General features: G+C 29.4%; 17 protein-coding genes, 1 tRNA gene and 2 CRISPR repeat arrays. Of the genes, 8 read left to right on the top strand and 10 right to left on the bottom strand.

Annotation, left to right across the window (positions count from 1 at the left end; all coding sequences use genetic code 11):
- Position 1 precedes the first annotated feature (1 nt).
- Genes cas3f through cas6f form a run of 5 tightly spaced genes read left to right on the top strand, consistent with a single transcriptional unit; the run spans position 2 to position 6,877 of the window.
- Positions 2-3,214 (top strand): type I-F CRISPR-associated helicase Cas3f, encoded by a 3,213-nt coding sequence (cas3f, locus tag ACZ5SO_RS11075; protein ID WP_464624640.1) that lies wholly within the window; start codon positions 2-4, stop codon positions 3,212-3,214.
- Between the two features lie 3 nt (positions 3,215-3,217).
- Entirely contained in the window at positions 3,218-4,393 is a 1,176-nt protein-coding gene (locus ACZ5SO_RS11070; protein ID WP_464624638.1) for a type I-F CRISPR-associated protein Csy1, read from the top strand.
- A complete protein-coding gene (gene csy2, locus ACZ5SO_RS11065) occupies positions 4,390-5,259 on the top strand; it encodes a type I-F CRISPR-associated protein Csy2 (RefSeq protein WP_464624637.1) in 870 nt (289 codons plus the stop codon). Before ACZ5SO_RS11070 ends, csy2 begins: the two co-directional genes overlap by 4 nt.
- A 15-nt stretch (positions 5,260-5,274) precedes the next feature.
- Positions 5,275-6,303 carry a type I-F CRISPR-associated protein Csy3 gene (csy3, locus tag ACZ5SO_RS11060; RefSeq protein ID WP_464624636.1) on the top strand — a complete coding sequence of 343 codons (1,029 nt, stop codon included), beginning with the start codon at positions 5,275-5,277 and terminating at the stop codon, positions 6,301-6,303.
- Entirely contained in the window at positions 6,290-6,877 is a 588-nt protein-coding gene (cas6f, locus tag ACZ5SO_RS11055; protein ID WP_464624635.1) for a type I-F CRISPR-associated endoribonuclease Cas6/Csy4, read from the top strand. Before csy3 ends, cas6f begins: the two co-directional genes overlap by 14 nt.
- 181 nt (positions 6,878-7,058) lie before the next feature.
- Positions 7,059-8,587: direct repeats of the CRISPR family, unit length 28 nt; unit sequence GTTAACTGCCGGGTAGGCAGCTTAGAAA.
- Between the two features lie 95 nt (positions 8,588-8,682).
- Here cas6f and istB read toward each other — a convergent pair.
- From istB to ACZ5SO_RS11015, 8 genes are all read right to left on the bottom strand, one after another.
- The gene (gene istB, locus ACZ5SO_RS11050; RefSeq protein ID WP_464624634.1) at positions 8,683-9,441 is read right to left on the bottom strand and encodes an IS21-like element helper ATPase IstB; all 759 of its coding nucleotides are present in this window, start codon (positions 9,439-9,441) and stop codon (positions 8,683-8,685) included.
- A 79-nt stretch (positions 9,442-9,520) separates the two neighbouring features.
- Complete coding sequence (locus tag ACZ5SO_RS11045; protein WP_464624632.1) at positions 9,521-10,633, bottom strand: IS110 family RNA-guided transposase; 1,113 nt, start codon at positions 10,631-10,633, stop codon at positions 9,521-9,523.
- 250 nt (positions 10,634-10,883) lie between these two features.
- Positions 10,884-12,173, bottom strand: coding sequence for an IS21 family transposase (gene istA / locus ACZ5SO_RS11040; RefSeq protein ID WP_464624631.1), 1,290 nt, complete (start codon positions 12,171-12,173; stop codon positions 10,884-10,886).
- A gap of 95 nt (positions 12,174-12,268) precedes the next feature.
- Positions 12,269-13,617: direct repeats of the CRISPR family, unit length 28 nt; unit sequence GTTAACTGCCGGGTAGGCAGCTTAGAAA.
- A gap of 81 nt (positions 13,618-13,698) precedes the next feature.
- Positions 13,699-14,157, bottom strand: a complete 459-nt coding sequence (locus ACZ5SO_RS11035; RefSeq protein ID WP_464624630.1) for a transposase — start codon at positions 14,155-14,157, stop codon at positions 13,699-13,701.
- Entirely contained in the window at positions 14,132-14,812 is a 681-nt protein-coding gene (locus ACZ5SO_RS11030; RefSeq protein ID WP_464624629.1) for an IS110 family transposase, read from the bottom strand. The genes ACZ5SO_RS11035 and ACZ5SO_RS11030 overlap by 26 nt, the downstream gene beginning before the upstream one ends.
- Before the next feature lie 250 nt (positions 14,813-15,062).
- Positions 15,063-15,224, bottom strand: a complete 162-nt coding sequence (locus tag ACZ5SO_RS11025; RefSeq protein WP_464624628.1) for a hypothetical protein — start codon at positions 15,222-15,224, stop codon at positions 15,063-15,065.
- Positions 15,217-15,411, bottom strand: coding sequence for a hypothetical protein (locus ACZ5SO_RS11020; protein WP_464624627.1), 195 nt, complete (start codon positions 15,409-15,411; stop codon positions 15,217-15,219). Before ACZ5SO_RS11020 ends, ACZ5SO_RS11025 begins: the two co-directional genes overlap by 8 nt.
- 131 nt (positions 15,412-15,542) lie before the next feature.
- A complete protein-coding gene (locus ACZ5SO_RS11015; protein ID WP_464624626.1) occupies positions 15,543-16,010 on the bottom strand; it encodes a flavodoxin family protein in 468 nt (155 codons plus the stop codon).
- Positions 16,011-16,270: 260 nt separating this feature from the next.
- Between ACZ5SO_RS11015 and ACZ5SO_RS11010 the strand changes: the two genes are divergently transcribed.
- The 3 genes from ACZ5SO_RS11010 to ACZ5SO_RS11000 all read left to right on the top strand — a co-directional run bounded on the left by ACZ5SO_RS11010 (position 16,271) and on the right by ACZ5SO_RS11000 (position 19,124).
- The gene (locus tag ACZ5SO_RS11010; protein ID WP_464624625.1) at positions 16,271-16,465 is read left to right on the top strand and encodes a hypothetical protein; all 195 of its coding nucleotides are present in this window, start codon (positions 16,271-16,273) and stop codon (positions 16,463-16,465) included.
- Between the two features lie 131 nt (positions 16,466-16,596).
- Positions 16,597-18,486, top strand: coding sequence for an IS1634 family transposase (locus tag ACZ5SO_RS11005; RefSeq protein ID WP_464624514.1), 1,890 nt, complete (start codon positions 16,597-16,599; stop codon positions 18,484-18,486).
- Between the two features lie 233 nt (positions 18,487-18,719).
- Positions 18,720-19,124, top strand: a complete 405-nt coding sequence (locus ACZ5SO_RS11000) for a hypothetical protein (RefSeq protein WP_464624624.1) — start codon at positions 18,720-18,722, stop codon at positions 19,122-19,124.
- On the opposite strand, the gene ACZ5SO_RS10995 is transcribed toward ACZ5SO_RS11000, so the two are convergent.
- Both ACZ5SO_RS10995 and ACZ5SO_RS10990 read right to left on the bottom strand, forming a co-directional pair.
- Positions 19,072-19,299, bottom strand: a complete 228-nt coding sequence (locus ACZ5SO_RS10995; RefSeq protein WP_464624622.1) for a transposase — start codon at positions 19,297-19,299, stop codon at positions 19,072-19,074. The genes ACZ5SO_RS11000 and ACZ5SO_RS10995 overlap by 53 nt on opposite strands.
- A gap of 279 nt (positions 19,300-19,578) precedes the next feature.
- Positions 19,579-19,652: transfer RNA gene (locus ACZ5SO_RS10990), tRNA-Ile, on the bottom strand.
- Positions 19,653-19,790 lie beyond the last annotated feature (138 nt).

The following is a 19,790-nucleotide window of genomic DNA, read 5'->3' as shown; positions in this document are numbered from 1 at the left end:
TATGGTTGTAATCTTTGTATCATTGAGCGAAAAAAAAGCTAGATTAAAAACTCAGAAAGTTTTGGATTTATATGCAGATAGAATAGGGAATCAAACATGGAAGACTAATATCACAAAAGAAGGTTTGATTGCTGTAAAATCACATCTCTCAAAAACAGCAACTAAAAACACTTCAGTAGCTTGTCATTTGATTCATAAAGCAAAAAATACAGAACTATTATGGATTGTTGGGAATAAGTCCAGATTTACATGTGAAGGGATTGTGCCAATAGCTTCAACTAAAAACAACATTTTACATAATGATTGGGAAAATAATGATAAATATTTAGAATTGGTAAAATGCATTGTAGCTATAGCTGCATTATTTCATGACATAGGAAAAGCTTCAAAAGGATTTCAAGAAGTACTTAAAGGAATAAGAAAATCAGATAAAATTAGACATGAATATATTTCATATTTAATTTTTAATAAATTTATTTCAGGGAAAACTGATGAAGAATGGCTAAACGTTTTTTCGCAAGATTCATTTCTTGATTTAACAAAAAAGATTTCAAATGATTTAAAGAAAAATGGTGTAAATCTTTCTAGAATTAATTTTATTCCTGATTTAGCAAAATTAATTTCTTATTTAATTTTATCACACCATAGACGTCCTTTTTTATATGATGAGAAAAATGAAAAGAATTATCTAAATGCAAAATGTGACAGTTTAGATATATTTTTTACCAAATATTTAAATGAAAATTGGGGGTATTTAAAAAATACTGATAATGATTATTTAAATAAGTTTTCAAAGGGAATTGTTTTTTCAAAAACATGGATAAAAGAAGTAATAAAATGGAGTCGTCGTTTACTAAATAATCTCAAATTATTTGATGACGCCAAAGATTCAGATGTATTTTTTCTGATAATTATGAAATCTCGATTATATCTAGTATTAGGAGATTATTATTTCTCATCTCAAGTAAAGAACCCAAAATATAATGAGAAAACTTTAGATTTATTTGCAAATACAGATAAAAAGACAAAAGAATTAAAACAATATTTAGAAGAGCATTTGATTGGAGTAGAAAAAGAATCTTTAAGATTAATATATATTCTTAATAAAACTTTAAATAGTTTTCCTGCTTTATCTGAAATTAAAGCATTAAGAAAATCTTCGTTAAAAAATTCAAAATATTATTGGCAAGATAAAGTTGCAAATAAAATAAAAAATATTTCAGAAGATAAAAAAGAAAATTGCGGTTTCTTTTGTGTTAATTTAGCTTCAACAGGCACAGGAAAAACTTTTGCAAATGCAAAAATAATTAATAGCATTACTCCCAGTTCTAGAGATTTAAGATTTTCTATTGCACTTGGTTTAAGAACTTTGACTTTACAGACAGGTGATATGTATAGAGAAAAATTACATATTGATAAAACTGATTTAGCTGTTGTAATTGGTTCACGGGATGTTGAGAAATTACATGAATTAAATGAAGGGGAATTTGATTTAGAAGAACTAAGTTTTGATGATATAGATTATGAGAATATCATTTCAGATAATTCTCTAAAAACGATTATTAAAAGCGATAAGCAAAATAAAATGCTTTGTGCCCCAATTCTAATTAGTACAATTGATCATTTGATGCCAGCAAGTGAAGTATACGTTGGAGGTAAGTGGATTTTGCCTTTCATACGTATACTATCTAGTGATTTAATAATTGATGAAATTGATGAGTTTTCCGATAAAGATTTAATTTGTGTTTCTCGATTAGTTCATACAGCTGGCTTACTTGGTAGAAGGGTGATAATATCATCTGCTACGATTACGCCATCAATCGCTATAGGATTTTATAAATCTTATATTAAAGGAAGAAAAATTTTTGAATCTTATTATGGAAGTAATCATAATGTAATATCATGTTTTGTTGATGAATTCTCATCTAAAGTATTTGATACAAAAATTGATTTTGAAATGATTTTGTTCAGGAAGAAATATGATGAGTTTATTAATAATCGGATTAAATTAATCCGTCAGTCTGAAAAAAATAATGGAATTAAAAGAAAAGGGAAAATATTAGAATTCTCCCCTACATTTTCAAAGGAAGATGTATTTTCAATTATTCTAAATTCCATAGAACAATTACACAATAATAATTATGTAATTGATAAAAATACTAAGAAAAAAATTTCAATAGGGATTGTTCGATTTGCACATATAGATACATGTATTCAATTTTCAAAACAATTAGATTCTTACGAAAATGATAATGTGGATATAAAATTTATAAGTTATCATAGCAGAAATATTTTATTAATTAGAAATGAAATAGAAAGATATCTAGATAAAGTTTTGCATCGTGATAATGAAAAAGGCGATATTGTAAGTTTTGAAGATATTTTAATTAATAACCATATTGAAAAATCTAAAAAGAAAAATATTGTATTTATAGTAGTGGCTACTCCCATAGAAGAAGTTGGAAGAGATCATGATTTTGATTGGGCTATTGTTGAACCCTCTTCATACAGATCAATAATACAACTATCTGGAAGAGTCCTACGCCATAGAACAAAATATATTAATCATCCTAATGTATTGATATTAGAATACAATTTTAATTCTTTAGAAAATGATGAAAAGTTTGTTTTTAGAAACCCTGGGTATGAAATTAGTAATAAATTTAAATTAAAAACTCATGATTTAAAACAAATATTAAATGAAAAAGTTTTAAATACGAGTATAAACTCAATCCCTAGATTGAAGGAATCAGATAATGTTAATGATGAATTTATTAATATAGAACATCGATTAATAGAGTCCTTTTTATTGCCAGATGAACGAGCGTTGGGACCTGAATCAGTTAATGGTTATTATAGTGGTAATTGGTATCTCACAGGATTGCCTCAAATATATGCTAAGTTTAGAGATTCAAGTGAAAACAAAAAAATATATATTTTATTAGACGAGGATGAACAATTAAATTTTTATGAAAAAGACGATAAACAAAATATAACACCAATAAAAAATACATATCATCTTGAAATTGAGCAATCTAAGATACAAAATTCTTGGCTAAATTTGAATTATAATGAGATACTTGAATTTTATTCACAACGGATGAATTTATCAAAAAATCATATAATGAATATTTATTGTTATTTAGAAATCCCAAAAAGTTATATTGATAACGGATATATATATTCAATAGATTATGGAATGTTTAGGAGGTAGATTTTGGATAAAAATTTAAAAGCTTTTTTAGATGAAAAAAGCAAAGGGAAAGATTTAAATGAATATCTTATAAAACTTTTAGATCAAATAAAAAAATATGTTGTATTTACATCTCATTGTGCAAAATACACTAACCCCAAAATTAGTACAAAAGTGAATTTGTGGGCCAAACAAGTATATGAACCAGATGGACTTGTTAGGTTTGGAAATAATGGGAAAGTAAAAAAAGACATTATCATAAATGCTTCATTTCTTCCATGTGTAGCATTTTTATTCTCTAAATTCGAAGATGGTAAAACTGTATATTGTCATTTGAAAGAAGATACAAAAGAAGCTAGAGAATCTTTTTCACATTTTTCTGTTTCTTATGAAGAAATTCGAAAAGTAATATTAGATATTAAATATGGTGAAAATCCAGAGGCAACAGATAATTTGCTGAAACAAGTATACTTTCCTATTGGAGAAAATCAATATCATTTATTATCTATAGTATACCCTTCAAGCGATATGTTTTTGTTAAAACATAAATATCAAGAATATTATTTTGGAGAAGAAGTTAAAGCTTTAAGAGATGCCAAAAAGAAAAATATTTTTAAAGAAGGAGAAATTCATAATTTATTTGATATTGTAGAAATTGGATTTGGTGGGACAAAACCTCAAAACATCTCGTATATAAATAATAGTGAACATGGTACAGCTAGTATGTTTTATTGCAGTCCACCAAATGCATTAATCAAAAAACCTAGAAAACCAAAATATGATTTTTTTAAGGAATGTTTATTTTATAATAAATTTAAGCCTTTATTTAATGAATTAGATAGATTATTTAAAACAGAATACAATAATTTAAATATAAGAAATTATAGAGACAATATTCTTTTTAATATTTTTGATGAAATTCTAAATTCAATAAACTCATTACGAAATAGTGAAACTTCCTGGAGTGATGATGAGAAATATCAAAATTTACCAAAGTATCAGAAATTAGTTTTAGACTCGAAATATTCAGAAGTACGAGAAGATAATCTTGATTTAGTTGAGGAGTTTATTTCTGATATTTCTAGATGGATAATTACAACCTATAAGAAATTGATAAAACATAATGCAACATCAGTAGGAGATATAGAAATAAAGTTTATTAATAGTTTTTTAAGTTCATATAGAGAGGTTTTATTATGAGAAAATTTTTAATTATAGAGAAAATCAATATTGTTGATGCTAATGCTTTTTCATCAGCTTATACAGTTGGTTTTCCTGCAATGCCAGCTTGGCTTGGATTTGTTCATAATTTAGAAAGAAAATTATCTATTTCATTTAATAATCTAAAATTAAATAAAGTTGGTATAGTCTGTAATAAATTTGATGCCCGATTATATAAACCAAATAAATTTTCCAAAAATTATGTCATAGAAAAAAGACATCCTTTAGCAAAAGATGGAAAAACTGATGCTTTTATAGAAGAACCTCTTTGTTCTTTAAATGTGTCTTTAATAATTGAATTAAATAATTTAGAAAAATATGAAGAAGATGATTTTTTAAATAAGTTATCAATAATAATGAAAGCAGGAATGAAAATTGCAAGTGGAATTATATGGTCTTATAAAAAACTTTATATTAAAAATATAGATGATGATGATCCTAATGATATAAAAAAGCTGTTAGCTAAATTAAATACGGGTTTTGCGATTATAAATAGATCCTCTTTAATTAAAAGAGAAATGGAGGAGACAAATTCCACAGCCTTTGATTCTTTGTTGAAGTATTTAGAAGTTGTTTCAAAATGTTCAATAGATGATAATGATAATGTTTTATGGACTAGTAGTAGGAAACAAAAAGGTTGGTTAGTTCCTATCGCTATTGGATTTCAAGGATTATCTAAGTTATCTAATATTAAGAATCAACGAGATGATAATGTTGAACATAGATTTGCAGAATCAATAGTAACCTTAGGTGAGTTTATTATGCCATATAGATTATCTAGTTTAGATGAAATGTTATGGCATTATGAATATTTAGAAAATAAAAATTTATATTTATGTGTTTAGAAAGGAGAAAAAGAAATGGCAAAAAAATTACCATCAGTATTAGCATTTGAGAAAAAAATAGTACCATCTAATGGTATGATGTTCGCTACAAAATGGGATAATAGAAACGAAAATCTTAAAAAAGTACCTCTTAAAGTAATCTCAAAGTCAGTGAAAGGAACAATTTCTAATAGATTAAAAGCTGCTGATACTAAAGATCCAGCAAAACTGGATAAAATGATTGAAAATGCAAATTTACAAATTGTTGATACTTGTACTTTACCTATTGGCTTTGATACCTTGCATCTATTTTTTACTTTAAAAGTTTTAGGTAATATTAAAACTCCATCTGCTTGTAATGATAATGAATTCAAAAAAAGATACGAAAATCTTGTAAAAGGATTTATAGAAAAGGAAAAATTTGAAGAATTAGGATTACGATATGCACTAAATATTGCTAATGGTAGATTTCTTTGGAGGAATAGAGTTGGCTCAAATAATATCGAAATCCATGTTAAAAATGAAGAAGATGATTCAAGAGAGTTCGTTTTTAATTCTTTAGATTATAGCTTTAGATCATTTGATAAGTATGATGATAAGGTAAAGGAGTTAGGCTTATTAATTGCTAAGACATTGGCTAGTGATTCTGATTTCTTAAATCTTGATATTAATGCTTTTGTAAAAATGGGAAATGCTCAAGAAGTATATCCTAGTGAAGAATTAGTTTTGGATAAAAGCACTTCAAATTCTAATGGCAAGAAAAGTAAAATACTCTTTTCTGTAGATGACATTGCGGGTATGCATTCACAAAAAATAGGAAATGCTATAAGGACAATAGATACTTGGTATAAAGAATATGAAGAAACTTATTTCCCTATTGCAATTGAAACTTATGGTTCTGTTACGACCTTAGGAAAAGCATATAGGAATCCAAAGCAAAAAACCGATTTTTATTCAATTTTTGATAAAGCAACAGAAAATGAAGAGTTTAATAATTCCGATGAAGCTAATTACGTGATGGCTATGTTAGTCAGAGGGGGTGTATTTGGAGATGCTTCAAAATAAAATAAATTATTATCAAGAAATAACTTTATTACCTTCTCAAGAAATTAATTTGAACTTCTTGATGAGTAAAATATTTGGGGCTTTACATCGTCTTTTTGTAAAAAATCAAATTAATGGAGTTATAAACTATGGAATTTCTTTTCCAGAATATGATTTGGAAAAGAAAACTTTAGGATCAAAAATAAGAGTATTTTTTGATTCCGTTGAATCATGTGAAAAGTTAAATTTAAAAGAATATCTGATGGCTTTTAACGATTATATTCACATTACAAATATTAGAGAACTTCCAGCTAATGTAAAATATGCAGTATTTAAAAGAGTTCAAAAGAAAGGGAATAAATATAAATTAGCTAGAAGATATTCAAAAAGAAATAATGTTACATATGAAAATGCATTAAATCTTTATGATAAATATGAGAAAGAAATTTGTGAATTGCCATATATAAAATTGAAAAGTTCAAGTAATGGTAATTCATATTTAGTTTTTATTGAAAAAATTGACTCAGATAATTGGGGAAATTCTTTTAATAGTTTTGGACTGAGCAATAATTCAGGTGTGCCAATATTTAGATAAAAAAATAGGAAAGTTTTTTATATTGATTTATTAAAGATTTTATGTATCGGTTAAATGCTTATGTTGTAACAAAATGTGAATATAAAATAATATACTTCATTTAGAGTTAAAAAATATTGTATATTTAGATTTATCATATATAATTGTATATGACGTAAGCAAATAAAAGAAGTTTTATTCAGTTAACTGCCGGGTAGGCAGCTTAGAAAATGCATCTTCCGTACAATATCCCTCGTCGTCCGTTAACTGCCGGGTAGGCAGCTTAGAAAAAAGCCCCTCTTGACCATTCCCAACCGTCTAAGTTAACTGCCGGGTAGGCAGCTTAGAAACCTTGTAATGTTTTTTAACTATTTAATAGTTTGTTAACTGCCGGGTAGGCAGCTTAGAAATAATAGAGGACTCGAACCCCATTTCTCGTTATGTTAACTGCCGGGTAGGCAGCTTAGAAATATGTCAACAAACATTTCATAACAAGCGTATTGTTAACTGCCGGGTAGGCAGCTTAGAAATTCATGCCCTTACGCACAAATATTACAGTTCTGTTAACTGCCGGGTAGGCAGCTTAGAAAATGAAGATGATTTTGAGAAAGTGGAGGAATAAGTTAACTGCCGGGTAGGCAGCTTAGAAAGCTGTTGTATTTATATAATTTTTCCATTCTAAGTTAACTGCCGGGTAGGCAGCTTAGAAATTGATCTGATCCCCTTTTTTTAGGGGATTTTTGTTAACTGCCGGGTAGGCAGCTTAGAAAAGCAGAAACTAAAATACGTAAGTGCCAAGAACGTTAACTGCCGGGTAGGCAGCTTAGAAAGCGGTACTAATAGAACAAGTAATAAATTCCTCGTTAACTGCCGGGTAGGCAGCTTAGAAACTTTGTTTTTTAAAAAATGAGATATAAAAATAGTTAACTGCCGGGTAGGCAGCTTAGAAAAGGAAAGCATTTATTTGATGTAAGAATTTATCGTTAACTGCCGGGTAGGCAGCTTAGAAAAACAACTCAAAAAACAACGTATAAAGCGTTAATGTTAACTGCCGGGTAGGCAGCTTAGAAATTGAACTTTTAAAATATAGTTGTTTTCCAACTGTTAACTGCCGGGTAGGCAGCTTAGAAATAAATAATCAAGAAAAAAGTTTCTAAGATCATGTTAACTGCCGGGTAGGCAGCTTAGAAATAACTAATAATAGTATACATTATGTAGTACAAGTTAACTGCCGGGTAGGCAGCTTAGAAACAAAGTATTACCGGCTCCAGCAGTAACAGTAAGTTAACTGCCGGGTAGGCAGCTTAGAAAGAATATTATGTTCTGAATGGAGAAAATTACAAGTTAACTGCCGGGTAGGCAGCTTAGAAACTACCGCATGCGATTGTACACAAATTTTCAAAGTTAACTGCCGGGTAGGCAGCTTAGAAATTTAACTGTTCCTGTTGCTCCAACAGTTAAAAGTTAACTGCCGGGTAGGCAGCTTAGAAATCAGTTAAAAGATTTTCCATTTCTTCCCTTATGTTAACTGCCGGGTAGGCAGCTTAGAAAAACTGTCAATTTACGTTCGTATTCACTATCACGTTAACTGCCGGGTAGGCAGCTTAGAAATATGTTAAAGAAAAGCAAAAATGCAAGTATTGGTTAACTGCCGGGTAGGCAGCTTAGAAATAACCCTTTTAAAATTTTAATCATACAGCTTAGTTAACTGCCGGGTAGGCAGCTTAGAAAATTCCCTCTCACTGACAATATCAAAAAAATGCGTTAACTGCCGTATAAACGTCAAGTTATGAATGAACAAATTTGACGAGATAAGAATGTACAATTTAATCGTCTTCCTTTTTCATATGATCTTTTAATCTATATGAATTCCCTGTTATTGATATAACTTTAGCATGATGTAAAATTCTACCCAATATTGCATTTGCAATAATAGGATCTCCAAATATTTCATCCCATTGAGAAAAAGGAATATTTGTTGTGATAATAGTACTACGTTTTTCATATCTTCTATCTATTAATTGGAAAAAAAGCTTTGCGTCTAATGAATCAATTGGTAAATAACCAATCTCATCGATTATTAAACATTTGTATTTCGTAAAATGTCTTAATCTAGAATCTAATCTATTTTCAAGTTGTGCTTTTTTTAATTGCATAATCAAATCATGACATTTTATAAAATATGTTGAATATCTTTTTTTTGCTGCGCAAATACCTATTGAAGTTGCTAAATGTGATTTTCCAACTCCACTTGATCCTAGAAAAACTATGTTTTCTCCTTTTTCAATAAATCTTAAGGTTGCTAATTCTAGTATTTCATTTTTATTGATTGATGGTTGAAAATCAAAGTCAAAATCTTTTAATTCTTTTAAATGTGGAAATGCTGCAACTTTCACCATAGATCTAATCATATTCTGTTCTTTGAAATCTATTTCATAAGATGTTAATTTTATTAAAGCATCTGTTAATGAAAGATTGTTTTTAACAGAAAAATTAATTACATCATCTAAATGAATTTGCATTTGCTTTAATTTCAAATACTCTAAATTTTGTACTAATTGCTTATAACTACTACTATTATTCATTATAAATATCTCCTATAAAAGGTCAATAGTTTTTCACAGAAAACCATAACCTAATTTCTCTATTTTTCTTTATTAGAAGCTATACAGCTTCTGCTTGTCGCTTATTGAAATCACCTATTAATTTATTCATATCAAAAGGCTTTTTCTTCTTTAGAATTGCATAAATTACTCTACTGAGTTTTCGTGCAAAGGCAATTATACTTTTCCCACTACCTTTGTTTTTCTTCATTCTTTTATAATCATTAATTAGCGACAAATATCTTAATGATCTTTGTAGACGAAGCATACCCATTACAGCTTGTACCATCGCAGTTCTTAACTCTACAGGTCCATTCTTCGTTATATGTCCGGTAAATCCTTTCTCATTTGAAAACTTTACAAAAGGAGTGAGTCCACAATATGCTGCGAACTGTTTGTAAGTTGCAAATCTATTTATATCACCAACATATGCTCTAATGGTTGTAGCTGTTATTTTCCCTACACCTGGAATAGTTTTTAGTAATTGAACATCTTCATCTTCTTGTACAAAATCTTCAATTAATGCCTCTAAAGCCTTGACTTGTTCATCCAAAATTTCTAAAGTTTGAATGAAACTATTTAAGGTAGAGACTGTCCTCTTCGTAATCAAAGCGTGGTCTTCGAGACCTTTTAGAAGAAGCAGTCTCTTTTTCTTGCTTTGAAATTGAGTGGCAGTTGTTACTATCCCATACCCTAACATCATATTATGTATTCTATTCTTAGTTCTTACTATCAATGAAACTAAATCGGCTCTTTCACAGATAAGTTTTCTAAGCTCCTCTGTTTCTTGATCACATAGATAGCTTTCAGGTAACATATCTTTTAGTAAAAACTCAGCTATTGTAAAAGCATCTCTTTTATCTGTCTTTTTAGCACTTAATGTTACAACCTTGAATTTTAAAGTGTTAATAACAAGTGTAAAAAAACCTTCTTTCTGCATTAAGTTTCTAAAGTATCTAGCATTAGAAGTAGCTTCTATTGCCATTGATACATGTGCACCATACTTGTCTTCTAGAGTGTGACATTCACTAATAAAAGCCTTATAACCTTCATCGTTAGTTTGATACACTTTCTCAAATAGAATCTCTTTTGTTGATGTTATTGCACAAACTGTAAATTGAGTCTTATGCAAATCAATTCCTACGCTAACAGTTTTGTTTTCCCAGTTAACCATTCTTATCTCCTTGCATTTATTTTTTTATACACAAAATCAAAAATGGCTCTCTGTTCGGTAGTTGTTCCATTCTCCTATTCGGCCTCACATAAGTGGACCAGTGATTGATACGACTAAAACTCCTCATTCTCCTAAACAGTCTCATATTCTTGGACTAGTAAAACATGTCGAGTTAAAGTCTTCGCCATTCCTCAGTTGTGTGCCATATATTTTAACACACTATAGGAATATTGGTGCAACTACCTGCTATTTACCTTTTTATCACTCCTCCTATTTTATTTAAATTATCTTTTGCAAGTTTATTTATATCTATATATTTGCTATTAAAGGTTAACCTAGATAATGATATGTAATCTTTTAAAGTATAATTTAGTTTTTGTGTTGATATATCATGCAAAGCAATTAGATTTGTGCTATTATATACATGAATTTTATTATCATACACTTGTAGTTTTAAAGTTGAACCTATGTATTCAGGTGGTACTGAATAGAAGTTTGATTTAAAACAAATTAAACTTTGTGGATTAACTTTAACAGTGGTGGTTTTAATTCTATAAAGGCTTCTTATTTGCTTCTGTGGTAAGGGTAATAAGAAGTCTTGTTCTTTCTTTAAATGTAGTATCGGAATTTTGCCAGTTGTTGTATGACACTTCGCATTTATTCTCTCATTTAATTCTTTTACCTTTAATACTAGCTCTTCATAAGTTATGTGACCGCTATAAGCATAAAGCTCATCTAACAATCTCATTGGCGATTCGACTTTAGCTTTTGTATTGGGTTTTCCTGCAATACAAGGTCTAACCTTAAATCCATAATCTTGGGCAAATTGACTAAATTTATTATTAATTTTGCCTTTAGAATATTCTGTTCTTGGGGTATCCATAATTGTCTTCATGTTGTCACACAAAATTTCACGTGGAACTCCTCCAAAAGTATTAAACGCATCATCAAGAAAATTAAATAATATCTCTTGGGTTTTGTCTAAAGAAATTCGATAAACTCTAAATCGTGAATAAGATAAAATTAAAACAAATATATTAATAATAACAACTTCACCACTTGAAAGAATAATTTTCATAGTTTCTTTCCAATCTAGCTGTGCTTGCTCGCCAATACTTGTTTCAAACCTTAATACACTATTATTAGAAACAGCTGATTTACGTTTGTTTTTAAAATATTTATTAAATTCAGGATGTCTAGAAATATATCCTCTAAAGGTTGATTGTTTTACATTTAATCCATGATTATCTACTAAATATTGCCATAAAACTCTTTTGTAGTAAAAGATTCTTGTTTCACTATTTAATAGTTCTTGAATTAGTGAATAGTAATCATCAATAGGTGATTTTCTATTTCTCTTTGTAACTTTCTCATAACCTTTAATATATTTTTTTACAGTTCTGCGATCACAGCCTAATTCTCTAGCTATTTCTGAAAGATTAACTTTTAAATTTGATTCTTCAATAAGTGCTTTCAATTTAACTAAATCCTCTAATTTATTAATCTCAATATTAGAATTAATTTGTTGCTCAATAATCATAAATATCCTCATCATTTTTTGATGAAAATATTATATTTGATTATTAAAATTTGTACATTCTTATCTCATCGTTTTTGTTCACACTTATCTTATCATTTATATGCCGGGTAGGCAGCTTAGAAATTAGGCGGAAGTGGAACAGACCCTAAGACATGGTTAACTGCCGGGTAGGCAGCTTAGAAATTTACTTATATGTACTTTATTATTTTGAGCAAGTTAACTGCCGGGTAGGCAGCTTAGAAAATGCTCTGATCTAGAATTTCTGGAAAGATATTGTTAACTGCCGGGTAGGCAGCTTAGAAAGTTATCAATACTAATTTTTTTCATTTTTCAACGTTAACTGCCGGGTAGGCAGCTTAGAAATGGCAAAATCCTTATGATGAAATTGCAAGGGGGTTAACTGCCGGGTAGGCAGCTTAGAAAACTGTTTCGATATAGCCGAGGTGATCCAAAATGTTAACTGCCGGGTAGGCAGCTTAGAAATACTGTTTCGATATAGCCGAGGTGATCCAAAAGTTAACTGCCGGGTAGGCAGCTTAGAAATAAAGTATTACCAGCTTCAGCGGCAACAGTAAGTTAACTGCCGGGTAGGCAGCTTAGAAATAAAGTATTACCAGCTTCAGCGGCAACAGTAAGTTAACTGCCGGGTAGGCAGCTTAGAAAACCATGCGTTGTAATTCTAAAATGCATCACTAGTTAACTGCCGGGTAGGCAGCTTAGAAAAATCGACTCATATTATTTTCAAAATAATAAATGTTAACTGCCGGGTAGGCAGCTTAGAAAAAGGGAAAGGCTGTTTGTAATTAATTATGTCTGTTAACTGCCGGGTAGGCAGCTTAGAAACTTACTTTTTAGATAATCTAGGCTGTAATAATGTTAACTGCCGGGTAGGCAGCTTAGAAATTTAACTGTTCCTGTTGCTCCAACAGTTAAAAGTTAACTGCCGGGTAGGCAGCTTAGAAATCAGTTAAAAGATTTTCCATTTCTTCCCTTATGTTAACTGCCGGGTAGGTAGCTTAGAAAAACTGTCAATTTACGTTCGTATTCACTATCACGTTAACTGCCGGGTAGGCAGCTTAGAAATATGTTAAAGAAAAGCAAAAATGCAAGTATTGGTTAACTGCCGGGTAGGCAGCTTAGAAATAACCCTTTTAAAATTTTAATCATACAGCTTAGTTAACTGCCGGGTAGGCAGCTTAGAAAATTTCCAACTAATTAATAATTCTTCACCTCTAGTTAACTGCCGGGTAGGCAGCTTAGAAAAATTTTATAATTTTTATTAAAGGGGTAAAATTGTTAACTGCCGGGTAGGCAGCTTAGAAATTGCATGTCGTAACCACAACCTACAGACTGACCGTTAACTGCCGGGTAGGCAGCTTAGAAAAGTAGAGACCACACGCAGGCTCGCAGGGAATGGTTAACTGCCGGGTAGGCAGCTTAGAAATTCATAATAACCACCTATAAAAGGTCAATAGTTTTTCACAGAAAACCATAACCTAATTTCTCCATTTTTCTTTATTAGAAGCTATACAGCTTCTGCTTGTCGCTTATTAAAATCACCTATTAATTTATTCATATCAAAAGGCTTTTTCTTCTTTAGAATTGCATAAATTACTCTACTAAAGTTTAGTGCAAAGGCAATTATACTTTTCCCACTACCTTTGTTTTTCTTCATTCTTTTATAATCATTAATTAGCGACAAATACCTTAATGATCTTTGTAGACGAAGCATACCCATTACAGCTTGTACCATTGCAGTTCTTAACTCTACAGGTCCATTCTTTGTTATATGTTTGGTAAATCCTTTCTCATTTGAAAACTTTACAAAAGGAGTGAGTCCACAATATGCTGTAAGCTGTTTGTAAGTTGCAAATCTATTTATATCATGGGCATATGCTCTAATGGTTGTAGCTGTTATTTTCCCTACACCTACAATAGTTTTTAGTAATTGAACATCTTCATCTTCTTGTACATTCCTCTTCAATTAATGCCTCTAAAGCCGTAACTTGTTCATCCAAAATTTCTAAAGTTTGAATGAAACTATTTAAGGTAGAGACTGTCCTCTTCGTAATCAAAGCGTGGTCTTCGAGACCTTTTAGAAGAAGCAGTCTCTTTTTCTTGCTTTGAAATTGAGTGGCAGTTGTTACTATCCCATACCCTAACATCATATTATGTATTCTATTCTTAGTTCTTACTATCAATGAAACTAAATCGGCTCTTTCACAGATAAGTTTTCTAAGCTCCTCTGTTTCTTGATCACATAGATAGCTTTCAGGTAACATATCTTTTAGTAAAAACTCAGCTATTGTAAAAGCATCTCTTTTATCTGTCTTTTTAGCACTTAATGTTACAACCTTGAATTTTAAAGTGTTAATAACAAGTGTAAAAAAACCTTCTTTCTGCATTAAGTTTCTAAAGTATCTAGCATTAGAAGTAGCTTCTATTGCCATTGATACATGTGCACCATACTTGTCTTCTAGAGTGTGACATTCACTAATAAAAGCCTTATAACCTTCATCGTTAGTTTGATACACTTTCTCAAATAGAATCTCTTTTGTTGATGTTATTGCACAAACTGTAAATTGAGTCTTATGCAAATCAATTCCTACGCTAACAGTTTTGTTTTCCCAGTTAACCATTCTTATCTCCTTGCATTTATTTGTTTTATACACAAAATCAAAAATGGCTCTCTGTTCGGTAGTTGTTCCTCTCTCCTATTCGGCCTCAGTAAGTGGACCAGTGATTGATACGACTAAAACTCCTCATTCTCCTAAACAGTCTCATATTCTTGGACTAGTAAAACATGTCGAGTTAAAGTCTTGGCCATTCCTCAGTTGTGTGCCATATATTTTAACACACTATAGGAATATTGGTGCAACTACCTGCTATTTACCTTTTTATCACTCCTCCATTATGAAATTCTGTAGCATTAATTGCAGTTGCTATTGCAGCAAGAGTATCAACACCACATCTAAAATCATAAGGGCCCAAATAAATGAAAATCTTTCTACCCTTTAACGTACTTAAAAAATGATTATCATTATTATTCATGGATACCTACTTTTTCAATCTCCATACTAAAAGAATCTATTTCAAAAGCTATTGTTTCTAATCCTGATGTAGAATCATTTAATAATTTATTTAAAGTTGGTCTTTTTGAATTTTTTTTATTATTAATATTGGATATTGGTTGTCGATTACCCAATCTTTGTACATATTTAATTTTAAATTCAATCAATGAATAGAGATATTATTAGTATGATAAAATAATAAAATTGAGGATTTAAGTAAAAGACTGAGATAAAGATAAAAAAAGAATCGTTGCGAGTTTAATAAAATTTTGCAACGACTCAAATAATAATTTATTAATTATTTCACAAAAGATTTTCCATAATTAGTAAAACTAGTTAAATCTTCTTTTGAAAGAGAAGGTCCTTTTCCTATACTAAAAGGTGTACCTGCTTTCCCAACAGGACCAGCAATAAAATCCTTACAACCTTTTGTATTGATAAGTGTTTCTAGAGATTTTAATGTGGTATTACCACCTTTTCCTGCATGTATAGAATAACCACCAGCTAGTTTTCCTTTTAGAGCATTATCTGGTAATTTTTTTAAAGCTTTTTTTACTGGTGATGCAATTCCATTTTTAGAAATACTTCCAGCCCAACATGGACTGCCGAATATAACGCCATCATATATTTTCAAAATAGGGGGTTCTAAATTATTAACATTAATTATATCCACATCAGATCCTTGAGATTTGATTCCTTCGGCAATAGCTTTAGCCGCATTTAAAGTGTGCCCTGATTTCGAATAGTAAAGAATTGCTATTTTCATTGACTGCATCTCCTTGTAAATTTTATATTAGTATCTACAGTTTTATTTGCATAAAAAACTTAGATACCATTTATACTGTAGAGCTTGAGTTAACTATAAGCAAGCAAAACAACAAGAAAATTGCATTTAATTTATATAAAGTTATTTAAACAATATGATGTGACCTCAAAATTTGCAAGATCGTGGATTTAGCATTAAAGTGGTTATAAGAAAAAAACAAACCGCATGCATTACCACATGCAAAGAGAGACCACATCAATATGCAAACTATTATAATCACAATCGGAATGGACGTCCACAAAGAAACTTATGCTTTATGTTCTTATTTATCAACAAGTCAAGAATTTTACTATGAGGAAACCTTAAAAAGCGAATCTAAATATGTAGTAAAATACATTAGAAAGAGCAAAAAGAAGCTGTTCGACCGGAGTTTTGCAGTTAAAAAGATAAATTAAGACAATAAGTCTTTAGCTAGAATGTAATTATCATTTTGATAATTATTTTTTTTAATTAATTTTTGTCCCTAGTTGTACGTAGTTGACTTTTATTTATGGTTGTGCTAATATGTCAATGAGGAGATTTAATCATGTATTTAACTAAGTTAAAAGAAAAAGCTACTGGTAAAACTAGATTGTTTTATCAACATCAAGTTAGAGATAAAGTAACTAAGAAAAAAAAGACTATTACTGTTAAAGATTTAGGTTATCTTGAAGACTATTTAGATAAATATGATGATCCTATCCAACATTTTAAAGATGAATTACAAAAAGAAAGAGATATTAAAAACAAACTTAAGAAAAAACAGGATGTTGTTAATATTACTTTAGTTAGAGATGCTATTCTTCCATACAATGAATTGAGTGGTAAATTTTCTAGAATAATTAATACTGGCGATTTTTATATATTATGGGCATTAAATCAATTTGGAGTAATTGATTTTTTACGTAAAGAACAAAAAAAATTAAATATTGAATTTAGTTTAGAATCTTTTATGAAATTAATGATATATAAAAGAATTTTAGATCCTGGTTCAAAATTAAAAGCTTGGCAAACAAAAGATTGTTTTTTCGAACACTTTGATTTACAAAAACATGATATCTATAGAGGTTTAACACAAATAGCAGCACTTAAAGATTCTTTACTAATAGATATAAACAAAACTATGGTGAATAAACATAAAAGAGATACTTCTTTTATGTTTTATGATGTAACAAATGTACATTTTGAAATAGAAGATGAAGATGGTCATAGAATGAGAGGTGTATCAAAAAGTCATAAACCTTTACCAATTGTGCAAGTAGGTATGTTTATGGATAAAGAAGGACTCCCTGTTTGGTTTGATACATATGATGGGAATACCAATGATTGTATTACTTTTTTACCTTCCTTTAAAAAAGTACAGAAATTAATGAGCTTAGATCATGCAATATATGTAGCAGATAAAGCTATGCATACGGGAGATAATATTGCAAATATTATTGCAAATCAGTGTGGTTATGTAATTAGTGAAAGTGCAAGAAAATGTTCAAAAAAATTAAAGAAAGTATTATTAGATCCTTCTGGATATATTACATATGATAAAACTCTTAATAAATACATAGATGTTCCACTAACAGATGAAGGAGAGATTGACTTCTCTGAAATAGACTTTATGTTTAAAGAATATGACATGATGCATAATATTAAATTAACAAATCTAGATGGTAAAAAAACAAGTATTAGTAACTTTCCAAGAAAGAAAATTATCTATTGGAGTAAAAAGTATAGTGAAAGAGCAAAAATAGAGAGACAGAGTGCATTAATGAAAGCAGAATTAGCATCACACTCTAAAACCAAATCTGTAATAGATAATAACTATGGTAGTAATAAATATCTTAAAACAAAAGTTAAAGATAAAAATGGTAAAGAAATTGAAGAGTGGAAGGCTGAAGTTCGTTTTGATAATAAAAAGTTAGAAGAAGAAGAACTGCTTGATGGTTATTATATTATTGAAACAAATGTTATTGGAGTTGAAAAAGAAGAAAAAGATAAAGATTTAGATTGGACTTCTAGGTGGAACTCAAAGACTATGCAATTACAATTGAATAAAGAAGTAAATACTCATGAAATTATTGATATGTATAGAGGTCTATGGCAGATAGAAGAATGTTTTAGAATAACAAAATCAGAGTTAGATTTAAGACCAGTATATGTAAGTAAAGAGAATCACATAGAAGCGCATGTACTAATATGTATGCTTTCATTAATGGTAATTAGATATTTAAACAAAACAACAGAAAATAAATTCACTACTAGTGAATTGTTAGAAGGATTAAGAGACGCTAGTGTGTCTAAGTTAGATGGATTCAATTATCTAACAAATAATTATTCAAATGTACTAAAGGAATTAAAAAATAAAACAGGTATAGATTTAAGTTGGAATGTATTAAAAAAAAGTGACATTACAAAAATACAGAAAATTTTAAAAGTTAAATAAACACTAAGGACATTTTATTTGGGCTAACTACTTATGCTACAAGTAATTAACCCTTTTTGCTGCAAAAGACAGGTTATAATCACAATCGGAATGGACGTCCACAAAGAAACTTATGCTTTATGTTCTTATTTATCAACAAGTCAAGAATTTTACTATGAGGAAACCTTAAAAAGCGAATCTAAATATGTAGTAAAATACATTAGAAAGAGCAAAAAGAAGCTGTTCGATTACAAATGATTGAAAATCATAAAAAGAATCTTCCTCTAGAAGAAAATTCTAAAATAGAAGTTAAAGTTATTTGTGGTTATGAAGCTGGACCTACAGGTTTTAACCTAAAGAGAGAATTAGAAAAAGCTAATATTGATTGTAGAATAATGGCACCAATTACAATATATAAGAAGAAAGGTGGTAATAGAGTAAAAACAGATAAACAAGATGCTAGAAATTTATCTAAAACATTATTTTGGGGTGCATATAAAGAAGTAGTCCCAATTTCAGTTGAAGATGAAGCTACTAGAGATTACATTAGAATGAGAGATGATAGAAAAAATGCTCTCAAAAAAGCCAAGCAACAGTTAAAATCATTTATTCTAAGAAGAAATATTCATTATCTCGATATCCATAAGCAATTCTTTTAATAACTTTAATCATATTATTTAGACCTTCTAAAGGACCATTAGAGATGGGATATTTAACTCTTGATAGAATTCCTTCAATTCTTGTTTCAATCATTTTGTTAAAGGTTTTTAGCATTGGTATTGTTTTTTCAAAAGATTTTGATAATTCTAACCATTTATCTAAATCTCTTTTCATTTCATCTTCACTAGTTGAATCTAGACTAGCTTTTAGTTGATTTTTTCGTTATTGTGAATTGTGGTAAAGATAAAAATATATTACTATATGGACTCATTGGCACTTCCTGTATTGTGTAAGTTTGGTTTCTAATACAATAACAGAGGATGTGCCCTTTTTCTATTTTTTTTGTTTATATATTTTATAAATATTTAGATAGATTCATAAGTTTCCCACAAATAATTTCCATGAACCATTTATTTGAATGATAAAAAAGCATCCTAAAAATAGGATGCTTGATGGGCCCAGTAAGACTTGAACTTACGACCCACGGATTATGAGTCCGTTGCTCTAACCAACTGAGCTATAGGCCCTTATATGTAATTAATTTAAACTTTATTAAACCAATTCACAAAGGTGAAATTAGCATATTTTATAATTAGTGTCAATAAGAAAATTGAGGCTTTTTAATCTTAACTTTTGATAGCAAAATTTCTAAAGCATATTAAAAG

Source organism: Pleomorphochaeta naphthae, from assembly GCF_055396005.1.
Note: the sequence above shows the minus strand (reverse complement) of the source record. Positions and strands in the feature narration are given on the sequence as shown.